General features: G+C 69.1%; 20 protein-coding genes and 7 pseudogenes. 23 read left to right on the forward strand and 4 right to left on the reverse strand.

Annotated features, from left to right (window positions below; all coding sequences use genetic code 11):
- Positions 1-60 precede the first annotated feature (60 nt).
- The 6 genes from K6K41_RS16380 (at position 61) to K6K41_RS16400 (ending at position 4,906) form a co-directional block, all read left to right on the forward strand.
- The gene (locus tag K6K41_RS16380; protein ID WP_261401397.1) at positions 61-405 is read left to right on the forward strand and encodes a hypothetical protein; all 345 of its coding nucleotides are present in this window, start codon (positions 61-63) and stop codon (positions 403-405) included.
- A complete protein-coding gene (sctY, locus tag K6K41_RS16385; protein ID WP_261401398.1) occupies positions 402-782 on the forward strand; it encodes a type III secretion apparatus assembly chaperone SctY in 381 nt (126 codons plus the stop codon). The genes K6K41_RS16380 and sctY overlap by 4 nt, the downstream gene beginning before the upstream one ends.
- On the forward strand, positions 779-2,308 hold the full coding sequence (locus K6K41_RS16390) for an FHIPEP family type III secretion protein (protein ID WP_315855044.1): 1,530 nt from the start codon (positions 779-781) through the stop codon (positions 2,306-2,308). The genes sctY and K6K41_RS16390 overlap by 4 nt, the downstream gene beginning before the upstream one ends.
- Positions 2,221-2,898, forward strand: coding sequence for an FHIPEP family type III secretion protein (locus K6K41_RS29550; protein ID WP_315855045.1), 678 nt, complete (start codon positions 2,221-2,223; stop codon positions 2,896-2,898). The genes K6K41_RS16390 and K6K41_RS29550 overlap by 88 nt, the downstream gene beginning before the upstream one ends.
- Positions 2,899-3,081: 183 nt before the next feature.
- On the forward strand, positions 3,082-4,401 hold the full coding sequence (locus tag K6K41_RS16395) for a type II and III secretion system protein family protein (protein WP_261401399.1): 1,320 nt from the start codon (positions 3,082-3,084) through the stop codon (positions 4,399-4,401).
- A 37-nt stretch (positions 4,402-4,438) separates the two neighbouring features.
- Positions 4,439-4,906, forward strand: a complete 468-nt coding sequence (locus tag K6K41_RS16400) for a hypothetical protein (protein ID WP_261401400.1) — start codon at positions 4,439-4,441, stop codon at positions 4,904-4,906.
- 11 nt (positions 4,907-4,917) lie between these two features.
- Here K6K41_RS16400 and K6K41_RS16405 read toward each other — a convergent pair whose 3' ends face one another.
- On the reverse strand, positions 4,918-5,712 hold the full coding sequence (locus tag K6K41_RS16405; protein WP_261401401.1) for a tetratricopeptide repeat protein: 795 nt from the start codon (positions 5,710-5,712) through the stop codon (positions 4,918-4,920).
- Positions 5,713-5,856: 144 nt separating this feature from the next.
- On the opposite strand from K6K41_RS16405, the gene K6K41_RS16410 reads away from it, so the two are divergent.
- Complete coding sequence (locus K6K41_RS16410) at positions 5,857-7,032, forward strand: EscU/YscU/HrcU family type III secretion system export apparatus switch protein (RefSeq protein WP_261401402.1); 1,176 nt, start codon at positions 5,857-5,859, stop codon at positions 7,030-7,032.
- Here K6K41_RS16410 and K6K41_RS16415 read toward each other — a convergent pair.
- Entirely contained in the window at positions 6,948-10,706 is a 3,759-nt protein-coding gene (locus K6K41_RS16415; protein WP_261401403.1) for a hypothetical protein, read from the reverse strand. The two genes, K6K41_RS16410 and K6K41_RS16415, sit on opposite strands and share 85 nt — an antisense overlap.
- A 714-nt stretch (positions 10,707-11,420) precedes the next feature.
- Between K6K41_RS16415 and K6K41_RS16420 the strand changes: the two are divergent.
- A pseudogene (locus K6K41_RS16420) lies at positions 11,421-11,848 on the forward strand (L,D-transpeptidase); the annotation flags it as partial.
- A 72-nt stretch (positions 11,849-11,920) separates the two neighbouring features.
- Here the strand turns inward: K6K41_RS16420 and K6K41_RS16425 are convergent.
- Together K6K41_RS16425 and K6K41_RS16430 are read right to left on the reverse strand one after the other, a co-directional pair.
- A pseudogene (locus K6K41_RS16425) lies at positions 11,921-12,341 on the reverse strand (OsmC family protein).
- A gap of 121 nt (positions 12,342-12,462) precedes the next feature.
- A pseudogene (locus tag K6K41_RS16430) lies at positions 12,463-13,418 on the reverse strand (YihY/virulence factor BrkB family protein).
- 158 nt (positions 13,419-13,576) lie between these two features.
- Between K6K41_RS16430 and K6K41_RS16435 the strand changes: the two are divergent.
- The 15 genes and pseudogenes from K6K41_RS16435 (at position 13,577) to K6K41_RS16505 (ending at position 26,175) form a co-directional block, all read left to right on the forward strand.
- Entirely contained in the window at positions 13,577-14,515 is a 939-nt protein-coding gene (locus K6K41_RS16435) for a DMT family transporter (protein ID WP_261401404.1), read from the forward strand.
- Between the two features lie 59 nt (positions 14,516-14,574).
- Complete coding sequence (locus tag K6K41_RS16440) at positions 14,575-16,254, forward strand: acyl-CoA dehydrogenase family protein (RefSeq protein WP_261401405.1); 1,680 nt, start codon at positions 14,575-14,577, stop codon at positions 16,252-16,254.
- Between the two features lie 42 nt (positions 16,255-16,296).
- A complete protein-coding gene (locus K6K41_RS16445) occupies positions 16,297-17,385 on the forward strand; it encodes a DUF1963 domain-containing protein (RefSeq protein WP_261401406.1) in 1,089 nt (362 codons plus the stop codon).
- 95 nt (positions 17,386-17,480) lie between these two features.
- Positions 17,481-18,745 (forward strand): annotated as a pseudogene (gene sbmA, locus K6K41_RS16450) (peptide antibiotic transporter SbmA).
- A gap of 382 nt (positions 18,746-19,127) precedes the next feature.
- A complete protein-coding gene (locus tag K6K41_RS16455; protein ID WP_261405762.1) occupies positions 19,128-19,436 on the forward strand; it encodes a TspO/MBR family protein in 309 nt (102 codons plus the stop codon).
- Between the two features lie 39 nt (positions 19,437-19,475).
- A pseudogene (locus K6K41_RS16460) lies at positions 19,476-19,664 on the forward strand (twin transmembrane helix small protein); the annotation flags it as partial.
- 10 nt (positions 19,665-19,674) lie between these two features.
- On the forward strand, positions 19,675-20,238 hold the full coding sequence (locus K6K41_RS16465) for a cob(I)yrinic acid a,c-diamide adenosyltransferase (RefSeq protein WP_261401407.1): 564 nt from the start codon (positions 19,675-19,677) through the stop codon (positions 20,236-20,238).
- A 120-nt stretch (positions 20,239-20,358) separates the two neighbouring features.
- On the forward strand, positions 20,359-20,676 hold the full coding sequence (locus K6K41_RS16470) for a rhomboid family intramembrane serine protease (RefSeq protein ID WP_261401408.1): 318 nt from the start codon (positions 20,359-20,361) through the stop codon (positions 20,674-20,676).
- Complete coding sequence (locus K6K41_RS16475) at positions 20,606-21,097, forward strand: rhomboid family intramembrane serine protease (RefSeq protein ID WP_261401409.1); 492 nt, start codon at positions 20,606-20,608, stop codon at positions 21,095-21,097. Before K6K41_RS16470 ends, K6K41_RS16475 begins: the two co-directional genes overlap by 71 nt.
- Before the next feature lie 201 nt (positions 21,098-21,298).
- Complete coding sequence (locus K6K41_RS16480; protein WP_261401410.1) at positions 21,299-22,048, forward strand: electron transfer flavoprotein subunit beta/FixA family protein; 750 nt, start codon at positions 21,299-21,301, stop codon at positions 22,046-22,048.
- 184 nt (positions 22,049-22,232) lie between these two features.
- On the forward strand, positions 22,233-23,177 hold the full coding sequence (locus K6K41_RS16485; RefSeq protein WP_261401411.1) for an electron transfer flavoprotein subunit alpha/FixB family protein: 945 nt from the start codon (positions 22,233-22,235) through the stop codon (positions 23,175-23,177).
- Between the two features lie 153 nt (positions 23,178-23,330).
- Positions 23,331-24,211 (forward strand): annotated as a pseudogene (locus tag K6K41_RS16490) (3-hydroxybutyryl-CoA dehydrogenase).
- 94 nt (positions 24,212-24,305) lie between these two features.
- Complete coding sequence (locus K6K41_RS16495) at positions 24,306-24,500, forward strand: hypothetical protein (RefSeq protein WP_261401412.1); 195 nt, start codon at positions 24,306-24,308, stop codon at positions 24,498-24,500.
- Positions 24,501-25,896: 1,396 nt separating this feature from the next.
- A pseudogene (locus K6K41_RS30520) lies at positions 25,897-25,965 on the forward strand (hypothetical protein); the annotation flags it as partial.
- Between the two features lie 39 nt (positions 25,966-26,004).
- On the forward strand, positions 26,005-26,175 hold the full coding sequence (locus tag K6K41_RS16505; RefSeq protein WP_261401414.1) for a hypothetical protein: 171 nt from the start codon (positions 26,005-26,007) through the stop codon (positions 26,173-26,175).
- Positions 26,176-26,195 lie beyond the last annotated feature (20 nt).

A 26,195-nucleotide genomic window follows, 5' to 3' on the forward strand; every position in this document is an offset into this window, starting at 1 on the left:
GAGGACATTTCGGCATTGGCGCTGACGCCTGAACGACGAATTTCCGGACAGAGGCTCGACGTGGCGCTTCAGGAGGTGGCGCGCCGCGCGACCGATCCTGCGACGCGCGCCCAGGTCGAGGCCTTCGAGGCGATCCTGCGCACGCGCTATCGCGGCCGTGGGTTCCGCGAAGCCGGCTCGCTGCATGCCGAGATCGCCGATTTCGTCATGCCCCGCATCGCCGACAGCGGGATCTTCCAGAGCGCGCGCTATCTCGACATCCTCGATCACGTCCTGGCCGAAGTGCTTCCCGATCTCGACGTCGACGAGGAGGCGCGCCAGATCGCGGCCCTCGTCATCGAGGAGGAGGCCGAGCGCCACCGCGATCTCCAGGACCGCATCACGGCCGCCGCGGAGGTGGGATGAGCGTCCTGCCGCGTGAAGCCGCCGAACTGCTTCATTCCCTCGGCTACATCTACGGCCAGCACGGCCAGGAGCGGCGCGGGCTCGCCTTGATGCTGATCGCCGCGCGGATCGCCCCGGACGATCCCGGCGTCCTGAAGACGCTGGCCGCGGCCTTCATCGCGACCGGGGCGGGCGACAGGGCGCTCGCCGTGATCGACCGGGTCGCGGAGATCGAGGGCGGCCTGTCGTCGCCGCTCGCGCTGCTGCGCAGCCGCGCCCTGTGGGCGGGCGGGCGCAAGATCGAGGCCCGGCAGGCCTTTCGCGACTATGTGGTCGACCGCAACGCCGAGCCCGAGCCGCGGGCCGACGTCGAGACGCGCGAGAAGGAGCCCACATGACGGCGCTCGGCGGACTTCAGCGTGTCGCGGTGATGGCGTCGCGGCGGTCGGACGTCGTCGTCGCGGCCTTCATGATGCTCGCGATCGTCATGATCTTCATCCCGCTGCCCACCGGGATGATCGACGTGCTGATCGGCATCAACATGGTGTTCAGCCTGCTGGTGCTCGTGGTCGCGTTCTACATCTCGAGCCCGGTCGAGTTTTCGTCGCTGCCGTCCGTCATTCTGCTCGGCACGCTGTTCCGGCTCGCGCTGTCGATCGCGATCACCCGCCTCATCCTGGTCGAGGCGGACGCCGGCCAGATCGTCCAGGCGTTCGGCGAGTTCGTGATCGCGGGCAACGTCGTGGTCGGCCTCGTGGTGTTCACGATCATCACGGTCGCTCAGTTCGTCGTCATCACCAAGGGCGCCGAGCGCGTGGCGGAGGTCGCGGCCCGGTTCTCGCTCGACGCGCTGCCCGGCAAGCAGATGGCGATCGACAACGATCTGCGGAACGGCGACATCGACAAGTCGGAGGCTGCGAGCCGGCGGCGGCGGCTGGAGCGCGAAAGCCAGCTCTACGGCGCGATGGACGGCGCCATGAAGTTCGTGAAGGGCGACGCCATCGCGGGGCTGGTGATCGTCCTGATCAACCTCGTGGGCGGCCTGCTGATCGGCATGGTTCAGCGCGGCATGTCGTTCAGCGAGGCCGGCCACGCCTATTCACTGCTGACGGTCGGCGACGGCCTGATCGCGCAGATCCCGGCGCTGCTGGTGTCGGTCGCGGCCGGCACGGTGGTGACGCGCGTCACCTCCGAGGACAATGTCGATCTCGGCACTGAGATCACCCGCCAGATCGTGGCGGACCCGCGCGCGCTCGGTCTCGCCTCCGCGCTCTCCTTCGGGGCCGGCCTGGTGCCGGGCTTCCCGACGCTCGTCTTCTTCGCGCTGTCGGCGGCGCTTGCGGGCGGCGCCTGGCTTCTCCATCGCCGCAAACAGGCCAAGGACGCGCCGCCGGTCTACGACGTGTTGCCGAACGAGCGCGAGGAGCCGGAGGACGTCGCCTTCTCCGAAGTCGCTTCCGGCTCGCGCTATCGCGTCACGACCTGGGTCGGCTCGGAGCTGTCGGTCGCAGTCCCGATGCAGCAGTTCAAGCAGTTCGTCGAACGCGCCCGTCAGGATCTGTTCCAGGATCTCGGCGTCGATCCGCCGGCGGTCGAGCTGCGCATCGACCGCGCCGCCGAGCCCAACCGCTTCCGCATCGACCTCGAGGACGTTCCGGTCTCGGACGGCGAGATCCTGGTCGGCCACGTCCTGCTACGCGACGAGCCGGTCCATCTCGACCTCATGAACGTGCCCTACGCGACCCATGCGCCGCTGTTCCGGCGCAAGCCCGCCCACTGGGTCGAGCAGCGCCATGTCCCGGCGATGTCCGAGGCGGGCATCGGCTTCGCGGCCCGGTGGAGGCGCTCGCCGAGGCGCTTGGCGCCACGCTGCGGAAATACGCCGCCCATTTCATCGGCATCCAGGAGACGAGGGAGCTCTTGAGCCGGATGGAGGCGGATTACTCCGACCTCGTGAAGGAAGCCCAGCGCGTCGCTTCGCTCCAGAAGATCTCCGACATCCTGCGCCGCCTCGTCGAGGAGGACGTGCCGATCCGCAACCTCCGTTCGATCCTCGAGGCGGTGGTCGAATGGGGCCCGCGCGAGCAGGACCCGGTGATGCTGGTCGAATATGTTCGGACGTCGCTCGCCCGGCAGATCTGCTACCGGCACGCCGAGATGAACCGGGTGATCTCGGCCTATGTGCTGGCGCGCCCCGTCGAGGACCAGATCCGTTCCTCGGTGCGGCAGACCGCGGTGGGAAGCCTGCTGTCGCTGCCCGAGGACGTCTCGCGCTCAATCATCGGGCAGATCCGCACGGCCTACGAGGCGTCGGCGGGCGACGTCTCGCCGGCGGTCCTGGTCTCCATGGACGTGCGCCGCCATGTGCGGAACCTGCTGGCGCGCAACGACATCGACCTGCCGGTTCTGTCCTATCAGGAGCTGGCGCCGGAGTTCAGCGTTCAGGCGCTCGCTTCGATCGCGGCCGCGACGCCGAGGCAGCGGCGCGGCGAGACCCAGATCGCGGCCGAATGATCGGTTGCAAAGTACCGCGTGTGATAGGCGCGCCACAGTTCGGCGTGCTAGCGTTTCATCGTGAATCCCTTTGAGGGATCAGCAAATTCGGAAGCCGCGCGGCCCTCGGGGCCTCGCCGGGACGGCTTCGTCGGGGGACGAATGAGACAGGCAGGTGCGGTTCTGCGCCGTCTTGGAAGCGTCATGCTTCTGGCTATCGCACTGACGGGCGTCGAGAGTTTCGGCGCGCGCCTCTCCGCGCAGCAGATCGAGGTCGACGCCAACGCCGGCCAGCCGATCGTCGTTCCGGCCGGGCAGGGCCGCATCCTGCGCTTCGACCAGCCGGCGGAATCGGTGTTCGTCGCCGACACCCAGATCGCGGACGTCCGCGTCGTATCGCCCGGCGTCGTCTATCTCTACGCCACCAAGATCGGCCGCACCAACCTGATCGCGCTCTCGCCCGACCAGTCGATGCGCGGGTCGATGCAGATCCAGGTGACGGCCGATCCGCGGCCCGCCAACGAGGCGGCGCGGGCGGTCCAGCCGACCACCGCCATGACCATCAAGATGTTCGGCGCCAAGCCGGTCGCGACCGGCCCGGTGCGCAACGTCGGCGAGGCGATGGACGCCGCCGCCGTCGCCGAGAGCTTCGCGCCGCAGGGCTCGCCGCCGATCAACAACACGGTCATCCAGGGCACCCAGCAGGTGAACATCCGCGTGCGCTTCGCCGAAGTGTCGCGCAACGACCTGCTGGCCTACGGCGTCAGTTGGGACGCGATGGCCAATCCCGGCTCGTTCTCCTTCGGCCTCATGAACGGCTCGGGCGCGGGCGGCGGCCGGGGGCTCACCAACGGCTCCTACCGGGTCGGGCTCGGGCTCCACACCAAGAACGTCAACATCGACGTGCTGCTCGAGGCGCTTCAGCGCAACGGCGTGCTGACGGTTCTGGCCGAACCCAACATCACCGCCATCACCGGCCAGACCGCGAGCTTCCTGGCGGGCGGCGAGATCCCGGTGCCTGTGCCGGTCGCCAACGACCAGATCGGCATCCAGTACAAGCAGTTCGGCGTCTCGCTGCTGTTCACCCCGACGCTGCTGCCGAACCGGCGCATCGCGCTGCAGGTGCGGCCGGAGGTGTCGAGCCTCTCGAACGCCGGCGCGATCACGCTGCGCAACATCCAGGTGCCGGCCCTCCAGGTGCGCCGCGCCGACACCACGGTCGAGGTCGCGAGCGGCCAGACCTTCGCCATCGCGGGCCTGTTCCAGCGCAACATGACGCAGGATCTCGACCGCTTCCCCGTGCTCGGCGACGTGCCGGTGCTCGGCGAACTGTTCAAGTCGACCCGTTACCAGAAGAACGAGACCGAGCTCGTGATCCTGATCACGCCCTATCTCGTGAAGCCGGTGTCGGAGAAGTCGCTCAAGACCCCGCTCGACAGTCCGACCGGCGCCGCGGCCGTGCCGCGACGCCCCTCGGGCAAGAAGCCGGCCCAGAACGGGGCCTACGGCTTCGTGGTGGACTGACGAGATGAGGCCGCACGTCATGGCACAGGAGACCCGCATGGCCATCCTCCGCCCGGTAGCCGTCGGGGCCGCCCTGCTGTCGCTCGCCGCCTGCGCCCCGGAAGCGCCCAACGCCTATTCGCCGGGCTACAGCCGCGTCACGCTCGCCGACGGCGGGGCGGACGGGAAGGTGCGCAAGGGCTACGACCAGGCGGGCCGCGCGCGCCAGACCGCGCTGCTGCCGGACGCCTGCGTCACGCCCGACACCGCGCCGGACCCCATGTACCTGCCGTCGGGCTGCGCCAACGCGGTCAACCTCCAGCAGATGGCCGAGCGCGAGGAGGATCTCGAGCGCGGCCGCGAGCCGGGACCCTCGATGGCCGCGCCTTCCGCGCGCGCCGCGCGCCGCTACATCGACGGCGCCGGCGACGACGAGCGCCGCGGCAGGCTCAACAGCGAATATTCGTCGGGGACGCAGGTGTTCTCGGGCGGGTCGGTCAGCGGCGAGACGACGACCGGACGCTGACGGAGCCGGCGTCAGGCGTTCGCCACCAGTCCGACCGCCCGCGCCCGCGCCACCGGGTCGCTGATCGTCTGCAGCTTGCGGACGCGCGCCAGAAGATCGATCTTCTGCTTGGCGCTCATGTCCGGAACCGAGACGGCCTGCGCCTCGTCGTAACGGCCGGCGAGCGACAGGACCACGATGAGATTGCGACGGTGGCGGCCCTTCGCGGCGGGCGACTGGGCGGCCGCCTGCATGCCGGCGACGGCGGCCTCGGTCTGGCCCGCAAGCGCCTGCGCGAGCGCGAGATTGCCCGCGATGTCGATGTTCGACGGATCGAGCGCGCGCGCCTTCTGGAACGCCGCGGCCGCCTCCTGGGCCCGACCCTCCATCACATAGGCCGCGCCGAGGCGGTTGTAGGCGGTCGCGGTGTTGACGAGCGGCGCGGCCTCCGAGAGCCGCCGCGCCGCGGCTTCAGCCGCGCCGGCGTTGAGGTCCGCCGTCCCGACGCCGAGCAGGGCGCCCGGGTGTTTCGGGTCGCGCGAAAGCGCCTCCTGATAGGCCGCGCGGGCGCCGTCCGGGTCGCCGGCCTTCGCCTGCGCGTCGCCGAGCCGGACGTAAGCCGCCGCCGAGCCGCCCGACGCCTCGATGGCGCGCGCATAGAGCGCGACCGCGGTTCCGGGCTCGCCGCGAGCCTCGATGTCGCGCGCAAGCTGCACGAGGCGCGCTTCCTCCGGCGTGCCCACGACCTCGGCCGTCGGCGACGTCGTCTTGCAGCCGGCGAGCGCCGCGACGGAACACAGAACAAGCACGACGCCCGTGCGCTTCATCGCGATGTCCCCGAACCTTGCCGCGCCTCGACACCTACATGAATTCGAGAGGCCAAGGAACCGCCGGAGCGATCCGACGGGTGACCTCGTCGACGCCGAACGCTAAAGTGATCATCCGTTCTGCTCGCCGGGCTCCGAGACGCGATGAACGACACCAGCGAAGAAAAATCGTTACCGGCCTCGCGCAAGAAGCTCGACGACGCGCGCAAGAAGGGGCAGGTCAACAAGAGCCAGGATCTCGTCGCCGCCTTCGCGCTGTTCGCCGCGACGCTCTACGTCATCGCCGCCTATCCGGGTTTTCTGTCGCGCGTCAGCGAGCTGATGGAGCTGACCGGGCAGGTCTACGTCCAGGACTTCGCCTCCCTGGTCCCGCGCGTGTTCGGCGTGGTCTCGGCGATGATGATCAGCGTGGTCGCGCCTCTGCTCGCGATCGTGGCCGGGGCCGCGATCCTCGCCAACATGGTGGTGATGCGCGGCTTCGTGTTCTCGGTCGAGCCGATCCGGCCAAACTTCGACAACATCAATCCCGCCAAGGGGCTGCAGCGCGTGTTCTCGATGCGCAGCGTGGTCGAGCTCCTGAAGTCGATCGTCAAGGTCGTGGCGCTCGCAGGGGCCTTCGTGGCGGTGTTCGCCATCGGCCTTCAGGCGCTGATGCAGTCGCCGTCCTGCGGCATGCCTTGCGTGTACGACACGTCGGTCAAGCTGCTGCAGCCGATCGTCATCACGGCCATCATCGTGTTCTTCGTCGTCGGGGCGATCGACGTGCTGCTGCAGCGCCAGCTGTTCCTGCGCGACATGCGCATGACCAAGACCGAGGCCAAGCGCGAGTTCAAAGACATGGAGGGCGACCCCATGATCCGGCGCGAGCGCAGGAAGCGCAGCCAGGAGCTCGTCGGGGCGGGGTCGGTGAAGGTCGGCGTCAAGAACGCGACGCTGCTCATCGGGCGGACCGGCAAGGGTGGTGGTGGGCTTGCGCTTCGTGCGCGGCGAGACGCCGGTGCCGGCGGTGGTGTGCCGCGCCGAGGGCAAGCAGGCCAACGTGCTGATGTCGGAGGCGAACCTGCTCGGCATCCCGGTCGTCGACGACGGCCCGCTCGCCGAGGCGATCCTCAAGAAGGCGGCGATCGGCGAGCCGGTGCCGGACACGGAGTTCCAGCCTGTCGCCGACCTTCTCGTCGCCGCCCAGCTGATCTGAGCCGCAGGCGTCCGCGGCCCGAGATCCGAGGGCTTGAGCGTCAGCCGAACGGCTGCTCGCCGGTCGCGGCCCGCGCCATGTCGCGCAGCGCGGTCAGGCTGCGGGGATTGGGATCGGTCAGGTAGGTGACGCCGGCCGTGCTCGCGCCGTACTCGCCGCGATAGCGCGTGTTGTCGGGGTCGTAGAGGTAGTGTCCGCCGAACTGCGGATCCTTCCCCTCCGGCCCCCAGACCTCGTAGTCGTTCTCGGCCGTCACCTGGAAGTCGCCCTGGTCGTTCGGCGTCACCGTATGGGCGGCTTCTGTGATCACCTCGATCTCCTCGGTCGACATGCCGTTCAGCGTGTCGATCATCGTGCCGGGGTCGACCCCGAACTGCCGGATCGTCGCCGCGATGCCGGGTCCGGCGGGCGTGCCGTCGCTGTCGGAATAGTTCGCGAGCTTTTCGGCGAGGTCCGGGTCGAGACCCGCGGCCTCGAGATACTCGCGCGACGGCTCCTCGAACTTCGCCTTCTCCTTGGCGTCCTTGTAGAAATAGAGCGCCCCGCCGGCCACCAGCACGACGCCCGCGCCGACCGGCCCGCCCCAGGCGCCGATCGCCCCGACGCCCGAAAGGGTCATGAGGCCGCCGCCCGCCGCGCTCGCCGTGTAGAGGCCGGCGGCCGGATAGTCGCCGTTCGCCACCGAGTCGATCGCGTAGCCGGCGTCGATCAGCGCGCCCGCGGTCTTCACGAAAGTGCCGAACTTGATCCAGCCGGGCTGCTGGGTGATGTGGCCAAGGCCCGACGCGCTGCTGTTGATGCTCGGCAGCACGGAGGTCGCGAGCCGCTGCGCCGCCGGGCTCGCCGAGACCCGGCCGAGCCAGCCGCGCGACGTCATGAAGGCCAGCCCCTCGGCCGCTTCCTTGGCGACGCCGGTGCTGTAGTAGACCGCCTTCACCCGGTCGCCGAGCGCGCCTTCGCCGCTCGCCAGCGTGTCGAAGGCCGAATAGGCCGCAAGTCCATTGAACGCCGCGCCGAGGCCGTTCATGGCGCCGCCGAAGTTGGTGACCTTCGTGGGCTCGAGCGACACGGCGCGGCCGGAGCCGAAGAAGTCGTCGACGGCTGCGAGCGGCGTCACGCGCGGATTGGCGCTGACGTCGGCGGCGTCGGCGGCCGCCGAGGCGGAGGACACCACCATCAGCGAGTTGCCGAGCTCCTTGAGCGACCCTTGCGCCTGTTTGGGCAGCGAGGGCGCGGAGGCTCCGTCCTCTCCCTCGCCGACCTGGCCCGCCGCCTCTTCCTCGGCGACGATGCGTTCGGTCTCCTCGCGGATGACCTGCTCGATCACCTCGGTGCGGGCGGGCTCGCTTTCGGCGCGGACCAACGTGACGTTGTCGTCGTTGACGATTTCGTCGCGCAGGTCCTTGAGCTCGCCGGCGGTCTCAATCCCGTCGACGCTCGCGAGCGCCTCGTCGTCGAGGGTCAGCATGGTGCGCTCGGCGGCGTAGCCCAGCTCCTCAAGCCGCCCATAGGTGCGGTTGAAGTCCTCGAGCACCTCGGGGTTCTGCTCGACATAGCCCGCCATCGCGGCCTCGGCCTGCTCCGGCGACATGATCCCGCCCCAGTCGCGCTGAAGCTGGACCGGCACGGCGGTCGCCTCCTGGAAGTCCTTGACCGCCTCCTCGGACTGATACTGGAGCTCGCGCAGCCCGCCCTGGACCGAGCCCAGCATCATCATCGCGTTGTCGTTCTGCCCCTTGGCCTTGAAGGCGTTGGCGAGCGACAGCGACAGCGCGGCCCCGCCGCCCTCCATCACCGAGAGCCGCGCGCCCTCGGAATAGTCGAACCCCACCATGAGTTCGTCGGGGACGTGCTCCGCGATCGCCTCCGCGACGCCGTCGACGACCTCCTGGCCGTCCGCGGCCTGCGAGGCCTTGTCGGTCGCGATGGCGAGATCCGCATAGGTCCGGCCGGTCTCGACGCCGCCGTCATAGTCGGCGGTCCCGGCGCCGATGTCCTGCGCGATGCGGTCGATCGTGGACGAGGAGCCCTCCACGACCCGCGACGCGGTCTCGGGCGAGACGGCCTCGGTCTGGGCCGCGAGTTCGGCCGCGGCCGCCGAAGCGCCGCCCTCCTCATAGGCCGCCTCGACGGCCTCGACCCGCGGCGTCACTAGCACCTCGTCGACGGCGTCGGCGACGATCTGCTGATAGGCCTCGTCCTGCGGCCCGTGATTGGACAGGAGCATGGCGCGCGCGACGGCGGCCTCTTCCTTCTGCTCTTCCGGCACGGCGTCGGCGGCCGCCTGGATCTGCTCGCGCGCCTCGTCCACCGCCTCGCCGCGGCGCTCGCCTGCGATGCGCTGGAGTTCGGGCACGTCGGCGCGGCCCGCGGGGCCGGCGTCCTGCGCGGCCTCGACGGAGCGCTGGGCGCCGGCGTAATCCTCATACTCGCCGATGACCGCGCCGAGCGTTTCGCGCGTCCAGCCCTGCTGGGCCCATTCTTCCGTGACCGACGTCCAGGCCTCGTCGGCGATCTCGCGGACATCCGGGTCGTTCGGCAGGCGCGCGCGCAGCTGGTCGTAGGTCGCGCGCATCGCCTCTTCCGGATAGGGCTTGCCCTCGCCGAGCGTGCGCAGCGTCCCCTGGATCTCCTGCGAGAGTTCGCTGCGCGTCGTGCTCAGCTGGCTTTGGGCGTCAGGAATGTCGGCGCGGGCGATGTTGCGCGCGCCCGGTTCGCCGCTCGCGGCGAACTCCTCCAGCGACTGAAGGTTGCTGCGGGCCGACTGGTAGTTCTCGACCAGCCCCGCGAGCTCCGGCGTGGTGGTGCCGGCCGCGCGCCACGCCTCGCCGAGCGTCTCGCGCGCGTCGGTGACCTGCTCCTGGAACTGCGCGTCGTTCGGATAGAGCTCGCGCAGGGCCTCGAGCGTCGGCCGCGCCGCCTCGTCCGGGAAGAGGCCGGCGCCGCCCGCATGGGTCAGCTCGCGACCGACCGCGTCCTCGACGAGGCCCCAGTTTTGCGACGCCGCCGAGCGGGCGTCGCCGAGCTCCATCTGGTAGAGGCGCCGCTCCGGCCCGAGGTCCGGCGAGGCGAGCGTCTCCTCGAGCGAGCGGACGGCCTCGTCCTGCCGCCTTGCGTCGCCCACGAGCTGTTCGAGCTGGTCTCCGGTCGTGCGGTTCTCGCGCCACTCGGCCGAAACGGTCTCGAAAGCGGCGTCGACCTCCCGCTGGAAGCCGTCGCTTTCGGGCGCGCGAGCGCGAATGTCGGCGAGCGCGTCCTGCACCTTGTCGTTGACCGGAAAGGTCGAGGCGGCCCCGACATGGCGGAGCTCTTCCTCGACGCCCGAGCGCACCTCGGTCCATCGCGCGGAGGCGTTGCTGCGCGCCGTCGGCAGCTCCATCGCCGCCATCTTGCGGTCGCCCGGGCTCGACTGCGGGTCACGCTGTATCTCCTCGTAGGACTCGACCGCGGCGTCGGCCTGTTCGGCCTCCTGGACGTCGGTGCGCTGTTCGACGACCTCCCCGTCGCTGGTCGGAACGAACAGCACCTGGTCCGGATAGATGAGGTTGGGATCCCTCACCTGCGGGTTGGCCCCGATGAGGCCGGGCAGAGGGGAGTCATAGGTGGTTGACACGCCGGTCATGGTGTCGCCGACCTGGATCGGATGCGGGATCTCGCCGACCCCGAGCTCGCCGGATCCGCCGGCTGCGCTTCGGTCTGCGGCGGCGGCCGCGATCGCCTGGTCGAGGCGTCTTTGTTCTGCTGTGCGCGGCGGAGGCGGCGGAGGGGTGTAGACCGGAGTTCCCACCGGAAAGTTCATGCCAGCGTCTCCCCTTCAGGCTCACACCTTGGTGATCGATCGCGCACTTCGCACTCTGCATGACCGGGACAGAGGCCACAACCCTTAATCGGCGCGGGCTTTCGACGAGGCCTTCGGGCAACGGCTTCGGCGGAAACGGCGCCGCAGGCGCCTCGCCGAAACTGTGCGGTAGGCCAATATGTGGCAGAGTGTCGGACGTCTGGCGTCGTGAACGCCTTGCGGGAGATTCGGGAGATGCCGGGAATGAAGGTCGCCGCGCTCGCAGTCGCCGCGCTCGCACTCGCCTCGGCCGCAGCGCCCGTTCTCGCGCAGGAGAGGACCTCGCGCGCCGAGCGCTGGCGCGACGGCAAGCCGGAGATCGCGCCCGCGACGCCGTCCCAGATCGATCAGCTCAACCGGCGGGACTTTCCCGTCACGCTCGACGCCGACGCGCCGCCCCAGCATGTCGACCACGACGAGACCCACGCGGCGATCGGCTCGGATTACGTGAACTTCCTCTATGGCCGGCACCACCGCTCGCCGCGGCTCGCGCCCGACGAGGTCTATGTCGGGCCCGTGGGCGACGGCCATCTCGGCCGCCGCGCGACCACCGAGGGACGCTCCACGCGTTCGGGCGTCTATGTCCGCGCGCCCGAATGGGTGCGCGCGCATCCCGGCGCGGACCGCCTGACGCCGGTCGCGTTGCAGCGCAGCCTGAAGGTGCGCGAGACGCCGCGCCAGGAGGTCGCCTATGCGGGCGCCGAGAAGCCCGGCACCGTTATCGTCGACACCAGGGCGCGCACGCTGACGCTTGTCGGGGCGAGCGGCCGCGCGATCCGTTATGGCGTCGGAGTCGGCCGCGAGGGCTTCGAGTGGAAAGGCGTCCAGCGCGTCTCCGCCAAGCGCGAATGGCCGGACTGGCGTCCGCCGGCCGACATGCTGGCGCGCCGGCCGGACCTTCCGGTCCACATGGCGGGCGGACCCGAAAACCCGCTCGGGGCGCGGGCGCTTTATCTCGGCGACACGCTCTACCGCATCCACGGCTCGAACGAGCCGGAGACGATCGGCGAGCGGGTGTCGTCGGGCTGCATCCGCATGCGCAACGAGGACGTCATCGACCTCTACGACCGCGTCCGGTCGGCGCGCGCGTGGTGGTGCTCTAAGCCGCCTGCTTTGACGCAGCCCGGCGCGCCCGCCGCATCGTCGGACGAGCGCGCCGAACGATCGCCCCGGACTTACGCCAGCGACGCCTCGAAGTTGATCGTCGCGTTCAGTACCTTGGAGACCGGGCAGCCTTCCTTGGCCTTCTTGGCGATCTCCTGAAACTTGGCGTCGTCGATGCCCGGCACCTTGGCGGTGACCGAGAGATCGATCGTGGTGATGGTGAAGCCGCCGCCCTGCTGCTCGATCGAGACCGCGGACGACGCCTTGATCTCGTCCGGCGGAAAGCCCGCCTCGCCGAGCATCAGCGAGAACGCCATGGAGAAGCAGGAGGCGTGCGCCGCCGATCAGCTCTTCGGGGTTGGTGCCCTTCTCGTCGCCGAAGCGCTTCTTGAAGGAATAATTGAGGTCCGAAAGCGCGCCGCTTTCGGTCGAGATCTTGCCCGATCCTTCCTTGACGGTGCCGTTCCAGACGGCGCTGCCGGTGCGCTTCATGAGCCAGTCTCCTCGGAAGTCTTGGTTGCGCCGCTCGGTCGCGGCTTCGACCGCGACATAGGGCGTCGCGGGGCGGGCGTCAGGCCCCCGGAAAATCGAGTGCGCGAAATCCGGTTTGCGCTCAGGCGGTCTTCATGTCCGCGCCGAGATGCGAGAGCGCGTCCTCGGCGCCGGCCTGAGCGCGGATCTTTCTGCGCGCCATCACCGCCGCGTTGACCTCGGCGCCGAGAATGAAGATCGCGGCGCTCGCGTTCAGGAACACGATCGCGGTCATGACGCCGGCCAGCCCGGCATAGGTCGATGCGTAGTTGGCGAAATGCGACAGGTAGATCGAGAAGCCGGTCGCCGTCAGGATCCAGAACCCGACCGTCAGGGCGACCCCGGGCATGACCTGCGCGATCGTCCGCCGTCCGCCGGGCAGCCACAGATGGGTCAGCGTGAGCCCGCCCATCACCACGATGATGGTCAGCAGGTAACGGGCGACGTCGCTGATGAATTCGTAGGAGACGAACTGGGCGGCGTATTCAGGGAAGTAGTTGGAGATGTAGGTGAGCGCGACGCCCCACAGGATCGGCCAGGCGACGATGAACACCGCGACCATCACCAGGCCGAAGGCGCCGAGCGCCACGAACCACATGCTCTGCAGCCGCGACAGCCAGATGGGCTTCGAGGTCGGCGAGTCGTAGGCGCGGCCGAGCGCGATCCGCAGCGACTCCACGGCCGAAGACGTGACCAGAGCGTCAGCAGCACGCCGACGGTGAGCACCCCGCCGCGCGGCGTGTTCAGCACCTTGTCGACCTCGCCGGCGAGCGGCCCCGCGACGCCCGAGGGCCAGGTGTCGAAGATGAGGTGGACGATCGACGCCGAGGCGTCGCCCGCGCCGAGGAAGGCCGCGAGCGCGGTGACGAAGATCAGGAACGGGAAGATCGCGAGCAGCGCCGACATCGCGACATGCGCGGCGATCGCCCAGCCGTAATGGGCCTCGAAGCGCCGCAGCACGTCGAAGGTCAGCGGCATGAGCTTCCGGAACAGGGCGTAGGGCCGAGACGTCATGTGGCGAAAAGGTAGCGCGATCATGGCCAAGGAGGAGTCCGGACGCTCGCACGGATTTTGGGCGGCGGGCGGCTCGATCCATGAGCCGCGTTGATCGAGCCATCACGGAAGGCGTTGCGTCGGCGCGCGCGCGGGCGCAAACCCGCGCAGTTCGTCTCCGGCGATTGTCTCGAGCACCGCCCATGCAGGTTCCCCTCATCGCCGTCGTGTTCGTCGTGATCTGGTCGACCGGCTGGATCGTCGGCAAATACGCGGTCCCGCACGCCGACCCGCTGGCGTTCCTCGCGCTGCGCTATCTCGGCGCGCTCGCGCTGTTCGTTCCGGCGGCGTTCCTGCTTGGCGCGCGCTGGCCCGCGACCCTGAGGCTCTGGGGCCATGCGTTGCTCAGCGGCGTCATGCTGCACGGCGTCTATCTCGGGGGCGTGTGGTGGGCGATCGCCCACGGCGTGCCGGCCGGGATCTCGGCGCTGATCGCCGCGCTCCAGCCGCTGTTCACGGCGCTGGCCGCAGGGCCGCTCGTTGGCGAACGGCTGAGCGCGGCGCGCTGGGGCGGCGTCGGCCTCGGCTTCGCGGGCGTCGCGCTCGTGGTCGCGCCGAAGCTCGCGGGCGGGCTTCCGCTCGGGCTTCCGCTCGCGGTCAACGTGCTCGCGATGGTGGCGGTCACGGCGGCGACGCTGCACCAGAAGCGCGCGCTCGCCGGCATGGACCTGAAGGCGCTCGCGCCGGCGCAATGCGTCGGGGCGTTGATCGTCACCGTTCCGGCCATCGCGCTTTTCGGCGAGTTCCGCTTCGACGCGACGCCGGAAGCCTTCGGGGCGCTCGCCTGGTCGGTGCTGGTGCTGTCGATCGCGGCCGTGACCTTGATGCTCGTCATGATCGAACGCGGCGAGGTGTCGCGCGTCGCGGCGCTGATCTATCTCGTGCCGCCGGTCGCGGCGCTGCAGGCCTGGGCGATGTTCGGCGAGACGCTGAGCGTGATCCAGATCGCCGGCATGGCGCTCGCGGCGGTCGGCGTCGTGCTCGCGAACGGAACCGGACGGCCCGCGTCCGCCGAAGGGTGCATTGCGGCGAACCCGCCGGATGACGAGGATGCGGCCGAAACTTTTCGTCGGCCCGCCTGATCGATTGCGCGTTATGCGCGTGAAGTCGGAGCCGTGCGCGCGACTCCGGAGACTGCTTCATGACCGCCCAGCCCGCCGCCGCCTCCGCGGCCGAAACGCCGGCCGCCCGCCTCGAACAGGTGCTGCCGGCGCTGGACAAACTCCTGAGCGAAGCCACCGACGCGGTCCGCCGGAAAGTCCTCAAGGACGGCCGGATCGATTCGGCCGCGCTCGACCGCGAGCAGCGCGCGGGCCACGGCCTCGCATGGTTCGCGACCTACCGGATGGCGCTGCGCGAGCTGCACCATTGGTCCGAGCGCCTCGCCCAGGAAGGCCGCTACGGCGACATCGAGGAGCTGGTGCTGCGCGTCGGCGCCGCCGAATATCTCGCGCAGCTCATCGGCGGCGTGCCGATGAACCAGGGCGAAATCGTCCGCGCGGGCGATCTCGGCCTCGCCCCCGGCCGTCCGGCCGAGATCCTGGGCGAGGCGGCGGCCGACCTCATCGCCGACGGCGGAACGCCCGAGGCGCGCGCCGCGCTCGTGGAGCTGATGCGCAAGGCCGACGGCCGCTTCGGCTTCGGCGACTCAGGCCTCGACGAGACCCACGGCCAGTTCCGCGACGAGATGCGCCGTTTCGCGGAAGCCGAGGTCATCCCCTACGCCCACGCCTGGCATCTCGCCAACAGCTACATCCCGCTCGAGACCGTTCAGAAGCTCTCCGAGCTCGGGGTCTTCGGCCTGACGATTCCAGAAGAATACGGCGGCCTCGGCCTCGGCAAGGAGGCGATGTGCGTCGTCTCCGAAGAGCTTTCGCGCGCCTATATCGGCGTCGGCTCGCTCGGCACCCGCTCGGAGATCGCGGCCGAACTCATCATCGGCGGCGGCACCGAGGAGCAGAAGCAGAAGTACCTGCCCAAGCTCGCCGACGGCTCGATCCTGCCGACCGCCGTCTTCACCGAACCCAACACCGGCTCGGACCTCGCGTCCTTGAAGACCCGCGCGGTGCGCGACGGCGAGACCTATCGGGTCAACGGCGCCAAGACCTGGATCACCCATCCGGTCCGCGCCGACCTGATGACGCTGCTCGTGCGCACCGATCCGAACGAGCCCGGCCATCGCGGCCTCTCCATGCTGCTGGCCGAGAAGCCCCGCGGCACCGACGAGGATCCGTTCCCGGCCAAGGGCATGTCGGGCGGCGAGATCGAGGTGCTCGGCTATCGCGGCATGAAGGAGTTCGAGATCGGCTTCGACGGCTTCGAGGTGCCGGCCGAGAACCTGCTCGGCGGCGTCGAGGGCCAGGGCTTCAAGCAGCTCATGAAGACCTTCGAGAGCGCCCGCATCCAGACCGCCGCCCGCGCGGTCGGCGTCGCCCAGTCGGCGCTCGACATCGGCCTGCGCTACGCCGAGGAGCGCGTGCAGTTCAAGAAGCCGCTCGCCGATTTCCCGCGCGTCGCCGACAAGCTCGCCATGATGGCGGTCGAGGTGCAGATCGCGCGCCAGATCACCTATTTCGCCGCGCGCGAGAAGGACAAGGATCACCGCTGCGACCTCGAGGCCGGCATGGCGAAGCTGCTGGCCGCCCGCGTGGCGTGGGCCGCGGCCGACAACGCGCTGCAGATCCACGGCGGCAACGGGTTCGCGCTCGAATATCAAATCAGCCGCGTGCTCTGCGACAGCCGCATCCTCAACATCTTCGAGGGCGCGGCCGAGATCCAGGCGCACGTCATCGCGCGCCGCCTGCTGGAAGGCGGCGCCTGATCGTCATTTTGACGCTGGCGGCGGTCTGCTAGACGGTTCTCCATGACCGCCTATCGGACCGTCGAACACCTGAAGGCCTCGCTCTGGCGGGCCAAGCTCCCGACCTACGCCGACGCCATCGCGCGCTCCGTCAAGCCCGTGATCCTGTTCCTGCGCGTGCAGGCGCAGGACGACGGCCTGCCGGTCGCCGCCAGCAAGATGGGCGGCGTCCCCGACCTGCCGGACGGCTTCGCCTGGCCAACGCGCGGGCCCTATCCGGACGCCGCCGAGCGGGCGAGGCGGGCGCTCGACTTCGCGCGCGACACGGCCGCGAAATGGGAGAAGCAGGTCGACGGCCCGCTCGAGCCCCATCAGCGGCGGATTCCGCGCGAAGAGATCGACCGGCTCAAGACGGCGGGAGACGCGCGCGCCCGCGCCTTCGGCGAGCCGTTCCCGCTCGCCTTCGTCGGCCAGATCGATCTGGCGGCGATGGCCTCCGAACCCGGCTTCGACGCCGATCTCCCGCGCACTGGCCTCCTCAGCGTCTTCGAGGACGTCACGGACTCAGACCTCGCCGAGACCCCGGCGCTGTTCTGGCACGACGTCCCGCGCGAGGCGCTGAAGCGGCGGCCGCCGCCCGAGAGCCTTGTGGCCCATGTCGACCTCTGCGGCAGCTACGGCCTCGGGCAGGATACGCCGTGGGCCACCCTCGACATGGCCGAGACGCTGGTTCCGTTCTCGGCCTTCTCCGTGCCGCACCACTGGAAGTTCGCCTTTCCCCAGGGCGGGCCGGAATGGAGCCGCATCTGGAACTGGTTCCAGTCGGGCGACGGCGAGTATGCGCCCGCCGCGCCCGACTTCTCGGGCCATGGAGAAAATCCGCCGCAGGCGAGCTATTTCGGCGACCGGCTCGGCGGCTGGCCGCACCCGATCCAGGGCGACGTCGAGACCGAGATGGACGGCGTCAGGATCACGACGCCCGGCAAGACGGACTGGCGGCAGATCTTCGCCTATGCGGGCGAATTCTACGGCGGCACGCGCCGCATGGGCTCCGACGGCAAGGGCGACGGCACGACCTATCACATGATCAGGGCCGACGACCTCGCGGCGCGCCGCTTCGAGGCGTCCGGCTGGACCTATCAGATGGACTGAGGTCGCTCCGCCTTACCCGGCCGTAACTTGCGGAGCCGGGCCGCCGGGTCTAACGCTCGCGCCTGATTTTCCGAAAGACGAGGCGGACGCGTTCGATGTTCCAGTCCTTCTTCCCCAACCCGACCCGGACGTTTTTCCTCTCGGTCGCGATCTGGACCGCGATCGCGATCGGGACGTGGTACGCGGGGGGCGAGGGGTGGGGCCGGGCGATCTTCGCCTATCCCGCGCCGGACGCAGCCCCGATCATCGGGCCCGGAACCTTCGTCACCGGGCCGTTCCTCTGGTTCTACGTCTATTACGCCGTCGCCGTCGCGATCTTCGCCGGAGCGTGGATGACGCTGCGGCCCCACCCCTGGGCCGCCTGGTCGATCCTCGGCTCGGCCCTGATCATCTTCGTCACCTATTTCCAGGTGCAGGTATCGGTCGCGATCAACGACTGGCGCGGGCCGTTCTTCGACATGATCCAGGCCGCGATGGCCAAGACCCGCCCCGTCGGCATCGAGGAATTCTACACCGGCATCTACCAGTTCATGAGCATCGCGCTGGTCGCGGTGGTGGTCTACGTGCTCATGCGGTTCTTCGTCAGCCACTACATCTTCCGCTGGCGGACCGCGATGAACGACTTCTACATGTCGCACTGGCCGAAGGCGCGGAACGTCGAAGGCGCCTCGCAGCGCGTGCAGGAAGACACGATGCGCTTCTCCACCCAGATGGAGACGCTCGGCGTCAGCCTGATCGACGCGGTGATGACGCTGATCGCCTTCCTGCCGGTGCTGGCGGGCCTGTCGAGCCACGTCTCCGAATTGCCGATCGTCGGCGCCATTCCCTATCCGCTGGTGTTCCTCGCGATCGCCTGGGCGGCGTTCGGCACCGGTCTGCTGGCGCTTGTCGGCATCAAGCTGCCGGGCCTTGAATTCCGTAACCAGCGCGTCGAGGCGGCCTACCGCAAGGAGCTGGTCTATGGCGAGGACCATGCTGACCGAGCGCAGCCGCCGACCGTGAAGGAGCTGTTTAGCAACGTCCGAACAAACTACTTCACGCTCTATTTCCACTACATGTATTTTAACGTCGCGCGCATGGTCTATCTGCAGACCGACAACATCTTGATCTATGTCGCGCTGGCCCCGACCATCGTGGCGGGCAAGATCTCGTCGGCATCTTCCAGCAGATCGCCGGCGCCTTCAATCAGGTCAGCAACTCGTTCCAGTATCTCGTCAATTCCTGGACCACGATCGTCGAGCTGATGTCGGTCTACAAGCGTCTGCGCGGCTTCGAGGCGATGATCTATGGCGAAGAGCCGCCGAAGCAGGACAAGGAGAACCCCGAGGCCGAGGTGACCGCCGAGGGCGTCACGACCTGAGGGGAAAGGGGACCAACTCTCCCTCTTGTCCCGGACTTGATCCGGGACCCAGAGCCGACGCCGGTCGAGGAAAGATGCGGCCGTCTGAGCGACGTCTGGAAGGCGCATCGGTTCCTTGTCCCGGATCACGTCCGGAACAAGGGCCGCCTCCCTGCACGCGAACCGCCGCCCTATATTTTCGCGATGACCACGCCCGCAGCGCCCCGCATCCTCCGCTGTCTCCGCGCTCGCTGCTCGTCCTGCTGGGCGCGCTCGCGCTCAGCTTCTTGGCCGCCCGGCTCGGCTCGATCGCCACCGTCCCGAACCTCGCGCCCTGGTATGAGGGGCTCGCCAACCCTGGTTCACGCCGCCCAACGCCGCCTTTCCGATCGCCTGGTCGATCCTGTTCGCCTTGATGGGCTTCGCGCTCTGGCGGGTGGCGATGCTGGGCGAGGGCGCGGCGCGGCGGCGGGCGCTCGCCGCCTTCGCGGTCCAGCTGGCGCTGAACGTCGGCTGGTCGTTCGCCTTCTTCGCCGCCCAGTCGCCGCTCTTGGGGATGATCGAGATCGTCCCCTTCCTCGTATCGATTCTCTGGACCATCGCCGCGTTTCGTCCGATCGACGGGGTCGCGGCGGCGCTGCTTTGCCCCTATGCAGCCTGGGTGGCGTTCGCGGCCGTGCTGAACGCCGCCATCCTCAGTCTCAACGGCTGACGCGGCCTTCCGCGCGGCCGGCGCATTCGGATCCTGCCAATGGCTTCTGCGATGTCGGGAATTCTGGTGCCGATCGCGATCGGCGCGGTGGCGATCGTGCTGATCCTCGGCCTGATCAACATGATGCGCGGCGGCGACCAGAACACGTCCCAGAAGCTGATGCGCTGGCGCGTGATCCTGCAGTTCGTCGCCATCGTCGTGATCATGGCGACCCTCTACGTGATGGGATCCGGCCCTGATGGTGAAGCTCAACAAGATCTACACCCGCACCGGCGACGACGGCACCACGGGGCTCGCCGTCGGCCCGCGTCGGCCCAAGCACGACCTGCGCATCGAGGCCTTCGGAACGGTCGACGAGACCAACGCCGCGATCGGCCTCGCGCGGCTCCACGCCGACCCCGAGACCGACGAGATCCTCGCGCGCGTCCAGAACGAGCTGTTCGACCTTGGCGCGGACCTCGCGACGCTCGATGACGGCAGCGACCTCGGCTACGAGCCGCTGCGCATCGTCGACAGCCAGGTGGCGCGGCTCGAGGCCGACATCGACGCGCTGAACGCCCGGCTCGAGCCGCTGAAATCCTTCGTGCTGCCGGCGGGAACGCCGCTCGCCGCCCATCTCCACGCCGCCCGCACCATCGCGCGCCGGGCCGAGCGGCTCGTCACCGCGCTCGCCGAGCGCGAGCCGGTGTCGGGAGCGGCCAAGCGTTACGTCAATCGGCTCTCCGATTTCCTGTTCGTCGCCGCGCGCGTCGCCAATCTCGGCCCCGGCGACGTGCTTTGGGCGCCCGGAAAGACACGCTGAGCGAACGATCGCTCCAGCGTCGTCCTGCGGGGCCTTGGAGTTCCACGGCCCGGTCGTCATAGTCATTGGTCTGAGAAGGGCGCGCGGGCGCGCGACCCACGCCAGCGAGACGAAGCGCCGATGTTCGTCCCCATTCTGGACGACGCCCCCGTGCGCCGCATCAAGCGGCCGTGGGTGACCTATGGCTTCCTCGCCGCCTGCACGCTGATCTACGTCGTGTTCCAGTCCGGCTGGTTCGGCCCGGAGCGGGCCGGCGCGGTCGTCTCGCTCGGACTGATCCCGAGCGTGCTGTTCGGCGACGCCGTGCTGCCTGCGGGCTACGAAGTCGCGCCGGCCTGGACGACGCTCGTGACGTCGCTGTTCCTGCATGGCGGCTTTCCTGCACCTTGCCGGCAACATGCTGTTCCTGTGGGTGTTCGGCGACAATGTGGAGGATGACCTCGGCCATCTCCGCTACGTCGTCTTCCTGCTGCTCTGCGGGGTCGGCGCGGGGATCGCCCATGCGGTCGGGGCCCAGAACCCCGACGCCCCGCTGGTCGGGGCCTCGGGCGTCGTGGCGGGCGTGGTCGCCGGCTATGTGATGCTGCACCCGCAGGTGAAGGTCTGGGTGCTGCTGTTCTACCGCCTGCCCCTGAGGCTGCGCGCCTTCTGGATCATCGGGGCCTGGGTCGTGTTCCAGGCCGGCAACGCGCTGATCGCCGGCGAGAGCCAGGTCGCGTGGTGGGCCCATGTCGGCGGCTTCGTCACCGGCGCGGTGCTGGTCGTGGCGCTGAAGCGCCCGGACGTGCGCCTGTTCGATCACGATCTGCGCGCCCGCATCCAGCGCCGCAGCGAGCGGACGGGCCAGGAGCCCGCCTGAACGCCTTCCGGCGGCCGATCCGTCTTTTCGACTAAGACCTTCGGACCTTTTCGCACTGCACACTCGGCGTTGACGAAGGTCGGGGCCGGACAATAGTGTCCGCCGCGCTTGGCCGCCTATCTATCAGGCGCCCGCAATTCGCCCGCCCGTCGCCCGCCTGTCCGGCTCGCGCGACGCCAGTCTCCCGAGGTGAACGCCGCGATGAAGGTTCTCGTCCCCGTCAAGCGAGTGGTCGACTACAACGTCAAGATCCGGGTGAAATCCGACGGTTCGGGCGTCGAGCTCGCCAACGTCAAGATGTCCATGAACCCGTTCGACGAGATCGCGGTCGAAGAGGCTCTGCGCCTGAAGGAAGCGGGCAAGGCCACGGAAGTCGTGGTCGTCTCTGTCGGCCCGGCGCAGGCGGCGGAGACCATCCGCACCGGCCTCGCGATGGGCGCGGACCGCGGGATCCTCGTGAAGGTCGACGGCCCGACCGAGCCGCTCGGCGTCGCCAAGGCGCTCGCCAAGATCGTCGCCGAGGAGCAGCCCGGCCTCGTGGTCATGGGCAAGCAGGCGATCGACGACGACTGCAACCAGACGGGCCAGATGCTCGCCGCCCTGCTCGACTGGCCGCAGGGCACCTTCGCGTCGAAGGTCGCTCCGGAAGGCGACAGCGTTTCGGTCACGCGCGAAGTCGACGGCGGCCTGCAGACCGTGAAGCTCAATCTTCCCGCGATCGTCACGACCGACCTTCGCCTCAACGAGCCGCGCTACGCTTCGCTGCCCAACATCATGAAGGCCAAGAAGAAGCCGCTCGACGAGAAGTCGGCGGCCGATCTCGGCGTCGACCTCAGCCCCCGCCTCCAGGTCGTGAAGACCGAGGAGCCGCCCAAGCGCCAGGCCGGCGCGAAGGTCGGCTCGGTGGCCGAACTCGTGGGCAAGCTCAAGAACGAAGCCGGAGTGATCTGATGGCTCTGGCTGGGCCAGACCGACTGCGTGCTTCGAGGCGCCCGCTCGCGCGGGCTCCTCAGCATCAGGACGGTGTGAGCCTGCCATCCATCCACGCCCCTCATGCTGAGGAGCCGTCCGCTGGACGGCGTCTCGAAGCACGCACTCGGCCGATGCAGGCCACATGTCTCGAAGGAGCCAAGTGATGGCGACCCTGCTGCTCGCGGATCATCACGAAGACACGCTCGGCGACGCGACCGTGAAGGCGCTGACCGCCGCCAAGGAGATCGGAACCCCGGTCCACATTCTGGTGGCCGGCAAGAGCCCGAAGGGGGCGGCCGAGGCCGCCGCCAAGCTCGAGGGCGTCGAGAAGGTGCTGGTGGCCTCCGGCGACCAGTACGCCCACGGCCTCGCCGAGCCCTTCGCGGCGCTGATCCTCGGCCTGATGGACGGCTACGACGCGCTGGTCGCCTCCTCCTCCACCACGGGCAAGAACATCCTGCCGCGCGTCGCCGCCAAGCTCGACGTGATGCAGGTCTCAGACATCCAGAAGGTCGTGTCGCCCGACACTTTCGAGCGCCCGGTCTACGCCGGCAACGCCATCCAGACGGTGAAGTGCTCCGAGCCCAAGAAGGTGGTGACGGTCCGCACCTCCACATTCCAGGCGACCGGCGAGGGCGGTTCGGCCTCGATCGAGGACGTCGCCGCGGCGGCTGATCCCGGAATCTCGAGCTTCGTCGGCGAGGAGCTGACCAAGTCCGACCGTCCGGAGCTCGGATCGGCCAAGATCATCGTCTCGGGCGGCCGCGCCATGGGGTCGGCCGAAAAGTTCAAGGAAGTGATCGAGCCGCTCGCCGACCAGCTCGGCGCCGCGATCGGGGCCTCGCGCGCCGCCGTCGACTCAGGCTACGCGCCCAACGACCAGCAGGTCGGCCAGACCGGCAAGGTCGTGGCGCCGGAGCTTTACGTCGCGCTCGGCATCTCTGGCGCGATCCAGCATCTGGCCGGCATGAAGGACTCCAAGGTCATCGTCGCGATCAACAAGGACGAGGAGGCCCCGATCTTCCAGGTGGCCGACTACGGCCTCGTGGCCGATCTCTTCACGGCGGTGCCGGAGCTGCAGGAAGAGCTCAAGAAGGTCGGCAGGTAAGCGGCGGACGGCCCGCAGGCTTGGCTCGCGGGCCGACTTTGGTCGGGTGAGGGCCGGCGGCGCTGGCTTTGTGCGCCGCAGTACGTAAGATCGGCGCTCATTTTCGACTGGCATGCAACGGAGGCGGCCCACGGGCCGCAGATGGCGAAAGACATGGCTGACGACATTCGCAAGATCGGCGTGATCGGCGCCGGCCAGATGGGCAGCGGCATTGCGCATGTCTGCTCGCTCGCCGGCCTCGACATCGTGCTGAGCGACGTCTCGATGGAGAAGGCCGAGGCCGGCCTGAAGATCATCGACGGCAACATGCAGCGTCAGACCGGCAAGGGCGCCATCACCGAGGCGGACCGCAAGGCCGCGCTCGGCCGCATCCATCCGGTCGAGGCCTGAAGGGTTTCGACGAGTGCGAGATCGTGATCGAGGCCGCGACCGAGAACGAGCAGGTGAAGCGCAAGATCTTCACCGAGCTCTGTCCGCTGCTGAAGCCCGAGACGATGCTGGCGACCAACACGTCGTCGATCTCGATCACTCGGCTCGCCGCCTCGACCGATCGGCCCGAGCGCTTCATCGGCATCCATTTCATGAATCCGGTGCCTCTGATGCAGCTCGTGGAGCTCATCCGCGGCATCGCGACCGAAGACGAGACCTTCGACTACGCCAAGAACCTGATCGACAAGCTCGGCAAGACGGTCGCGGTCTCCGAAGACTTTCCGGCCTTCATGGTCAACCGCATCCTGCTGCCGATGATCAACGAGGCGATCTACACGCTCTATGAGGGCGTGGGCTCGGTCGACGCCATCGACACCGCGATGCGGCTCGGCGCCAACCATCCGATGGGACCGCTCCAGCTCGCCGACTTCATCGGCCTCGACACGCTGCTCTCGGTCATGCAGGTGCTGCATGAGGGCCTGGCTGATCCGAAGTACCGGCCGTGCCCGCTGCTGGTGAAATATGTCGAAGCCGGCTGGCTCGGCCGCAAGACCCAGCGCGGCTTCTACGATTATCGCGGCGAACACCCGGTCCCGACCCGTTAGGCCGGTCTCTCGCAATCGATCGATCACATTGACCAAAGCTTAAGAAGCGGCGGTTATGGTCGCGGCGTCCGATCCAACCGGAGGCCAAGCGCCCATGGAGATCTCGTCCCTCGCCGCCAGCGCGGTCGCATCCAACGCCAGCCAGACCCGCGACGGTTTCCAGATCGCGGCTCTCAAGATCGCGAACCAGCAGCAGCAGATGATCGCCGACATGGTCACGCAGTCCGCCGAGACCACCAAGGCGCTGAACCAGGCCGGCGTCGGCGGGACCGTCGATCGGCTCGCCTGACCTGCCGGCCCCTGGGCCGCGCTCTGCGGCCGCCTCTGTCCCATAAGTAAGACTACGCATCCGCGTGTCGTGAGTTGACGGCGCGGACGCCAAGGTCAAGCTGCCGCTCCGGTCCGTGACGACCGGAGCGAATAGGGGCGGGGACGTCGATGAAGCTTCACGCCACGCTTGGCGCAATGGCGCTCGCCGTGATCGCGGCGGGACCGGGCGTCGCCGCAGAGCTCGCGCCCCGCGCGCCGGTCGCCAAGCAAAGCTACCAGTCGATGCGCGCCATGGGCGCGAGCGACCGCGTCACCGTCAAGTTCCGCGAAGGCCGCCGGCTCCGCGTCCAGAGCGCGGGCCTCTCGGGTCTGTCGTCGGGCGAAGCCTCGGCGCTCAAGGCGGCGCTCGCGACGCTCGGCGTCTCAGACGCGAACCTCAAGCGGCTCCACTCCCTGCCCGAGGCCACGCTCGACAGCCAGCGCGCCGAGGCGGAGGCTGAGAGCGGCCGCCAGATGGCCGACCTCAACCTCTATTTCACGCTGTCGCTGCCGGCCGGATCGGACGCCGCCGCCGTCGCCGATCGCCTGAACGCGCTGCCCTTCGTCGAGTTCGCCGCCCCCGCGCCGGTTCCCCGCGCCGCTGCCGGTCGACATCGCGCCCAAGACGCCGAAATTCTTCAAGGACCAGGGCTACCTCAAGAACAACAAGCTCGGCGTCGGCGCGCTGTCGTCGAAGAAGTATCCGGGCGGCGAGGGCGAGGGAATCCGGTCGTCGACCTCGAATACAGCTGGCGGCTGGACCACGAGGATCTCGAGATCCCGGCCGATCGGGTGATCACCGGCGGCGACACCCCGCGCGATCCCTTCAACGACGCCAATCACGGCACCGCGGTGCTCGGCGAGATCGTGGGCAAGGACAACAAATACGGCGTCACGGGGATCGCGCCGAAGGCGACCGCCTATGTGGCTCCGGCCAACACCGTCGAGTCGAACTATTCGCCGTCCCGCGCCATCGTCGCGGCGGGCGGCACGCTGCGACGCGGCGACGTGCTGATCATCGAGCAAACAATATTGGGTCTGCGGCTACCCGACGAGCCAGAACCGCTACGGGCCGCTGGAGACGCTCCAGGAGGTGTTCGACGCCGTCTCGACGCTGACTGCGCGCGGCGTGATCGTGCTGGCGGCCGCGGGCAACGGCGCGGTCAATCTCGACGCGCCGGAATGCGCCGGCCAATTCGACCGGAACGTGCGCGACTCCGGCGCCATCATCGTCGGAGCCGGCTCCTCCACGGACCGCTCGCGGCTGTCGTTCTCGAGCTACGGCTCGCGCGTCGACGTGCAGGGCTGGGGGCAGAACGTCGTCACCACAGGATGGCGATCTGTTCAACCCTGCAGACGAGCGGCAGCGCTACACCGTGCGCTTCAGCGGGACCTCGAGCGCGACGCCGATCGTCACGGGAGCCGCGATCGCGATCCAGGGCGTGCGCCTCGCCTGCAAGCTCGATCCGCTCAGCCCGAGCGCGATGCGCAAGGCGCTGATCAAGGGCGGCGTCAAGCAGGGCGGCGACCGCTCGACCGCGATCGGGCCGCTGCCGCGCATCCTGCCGGCGCTGAAAGAGACCAACGCCAAGAAATGCGTCGCGAAGCTGGAGAAGGCCGCAAGCGCTCCCGACCAGTCGGCGGCGCTGGACTGAGGCTCGCGCGACGAGGCGGA

The sequence above is a fragment of the Chenggangzhangella methanolivorans genome (assembly GCF_019797865.1).
GTDB classification, from domain to species: domain Bacteria; phylum Pseudomonadota; class Alphaproteobacteria; order Rhizobiales; family Methylopilaceae; genus Methylopila; species Methylopila methanolivorans.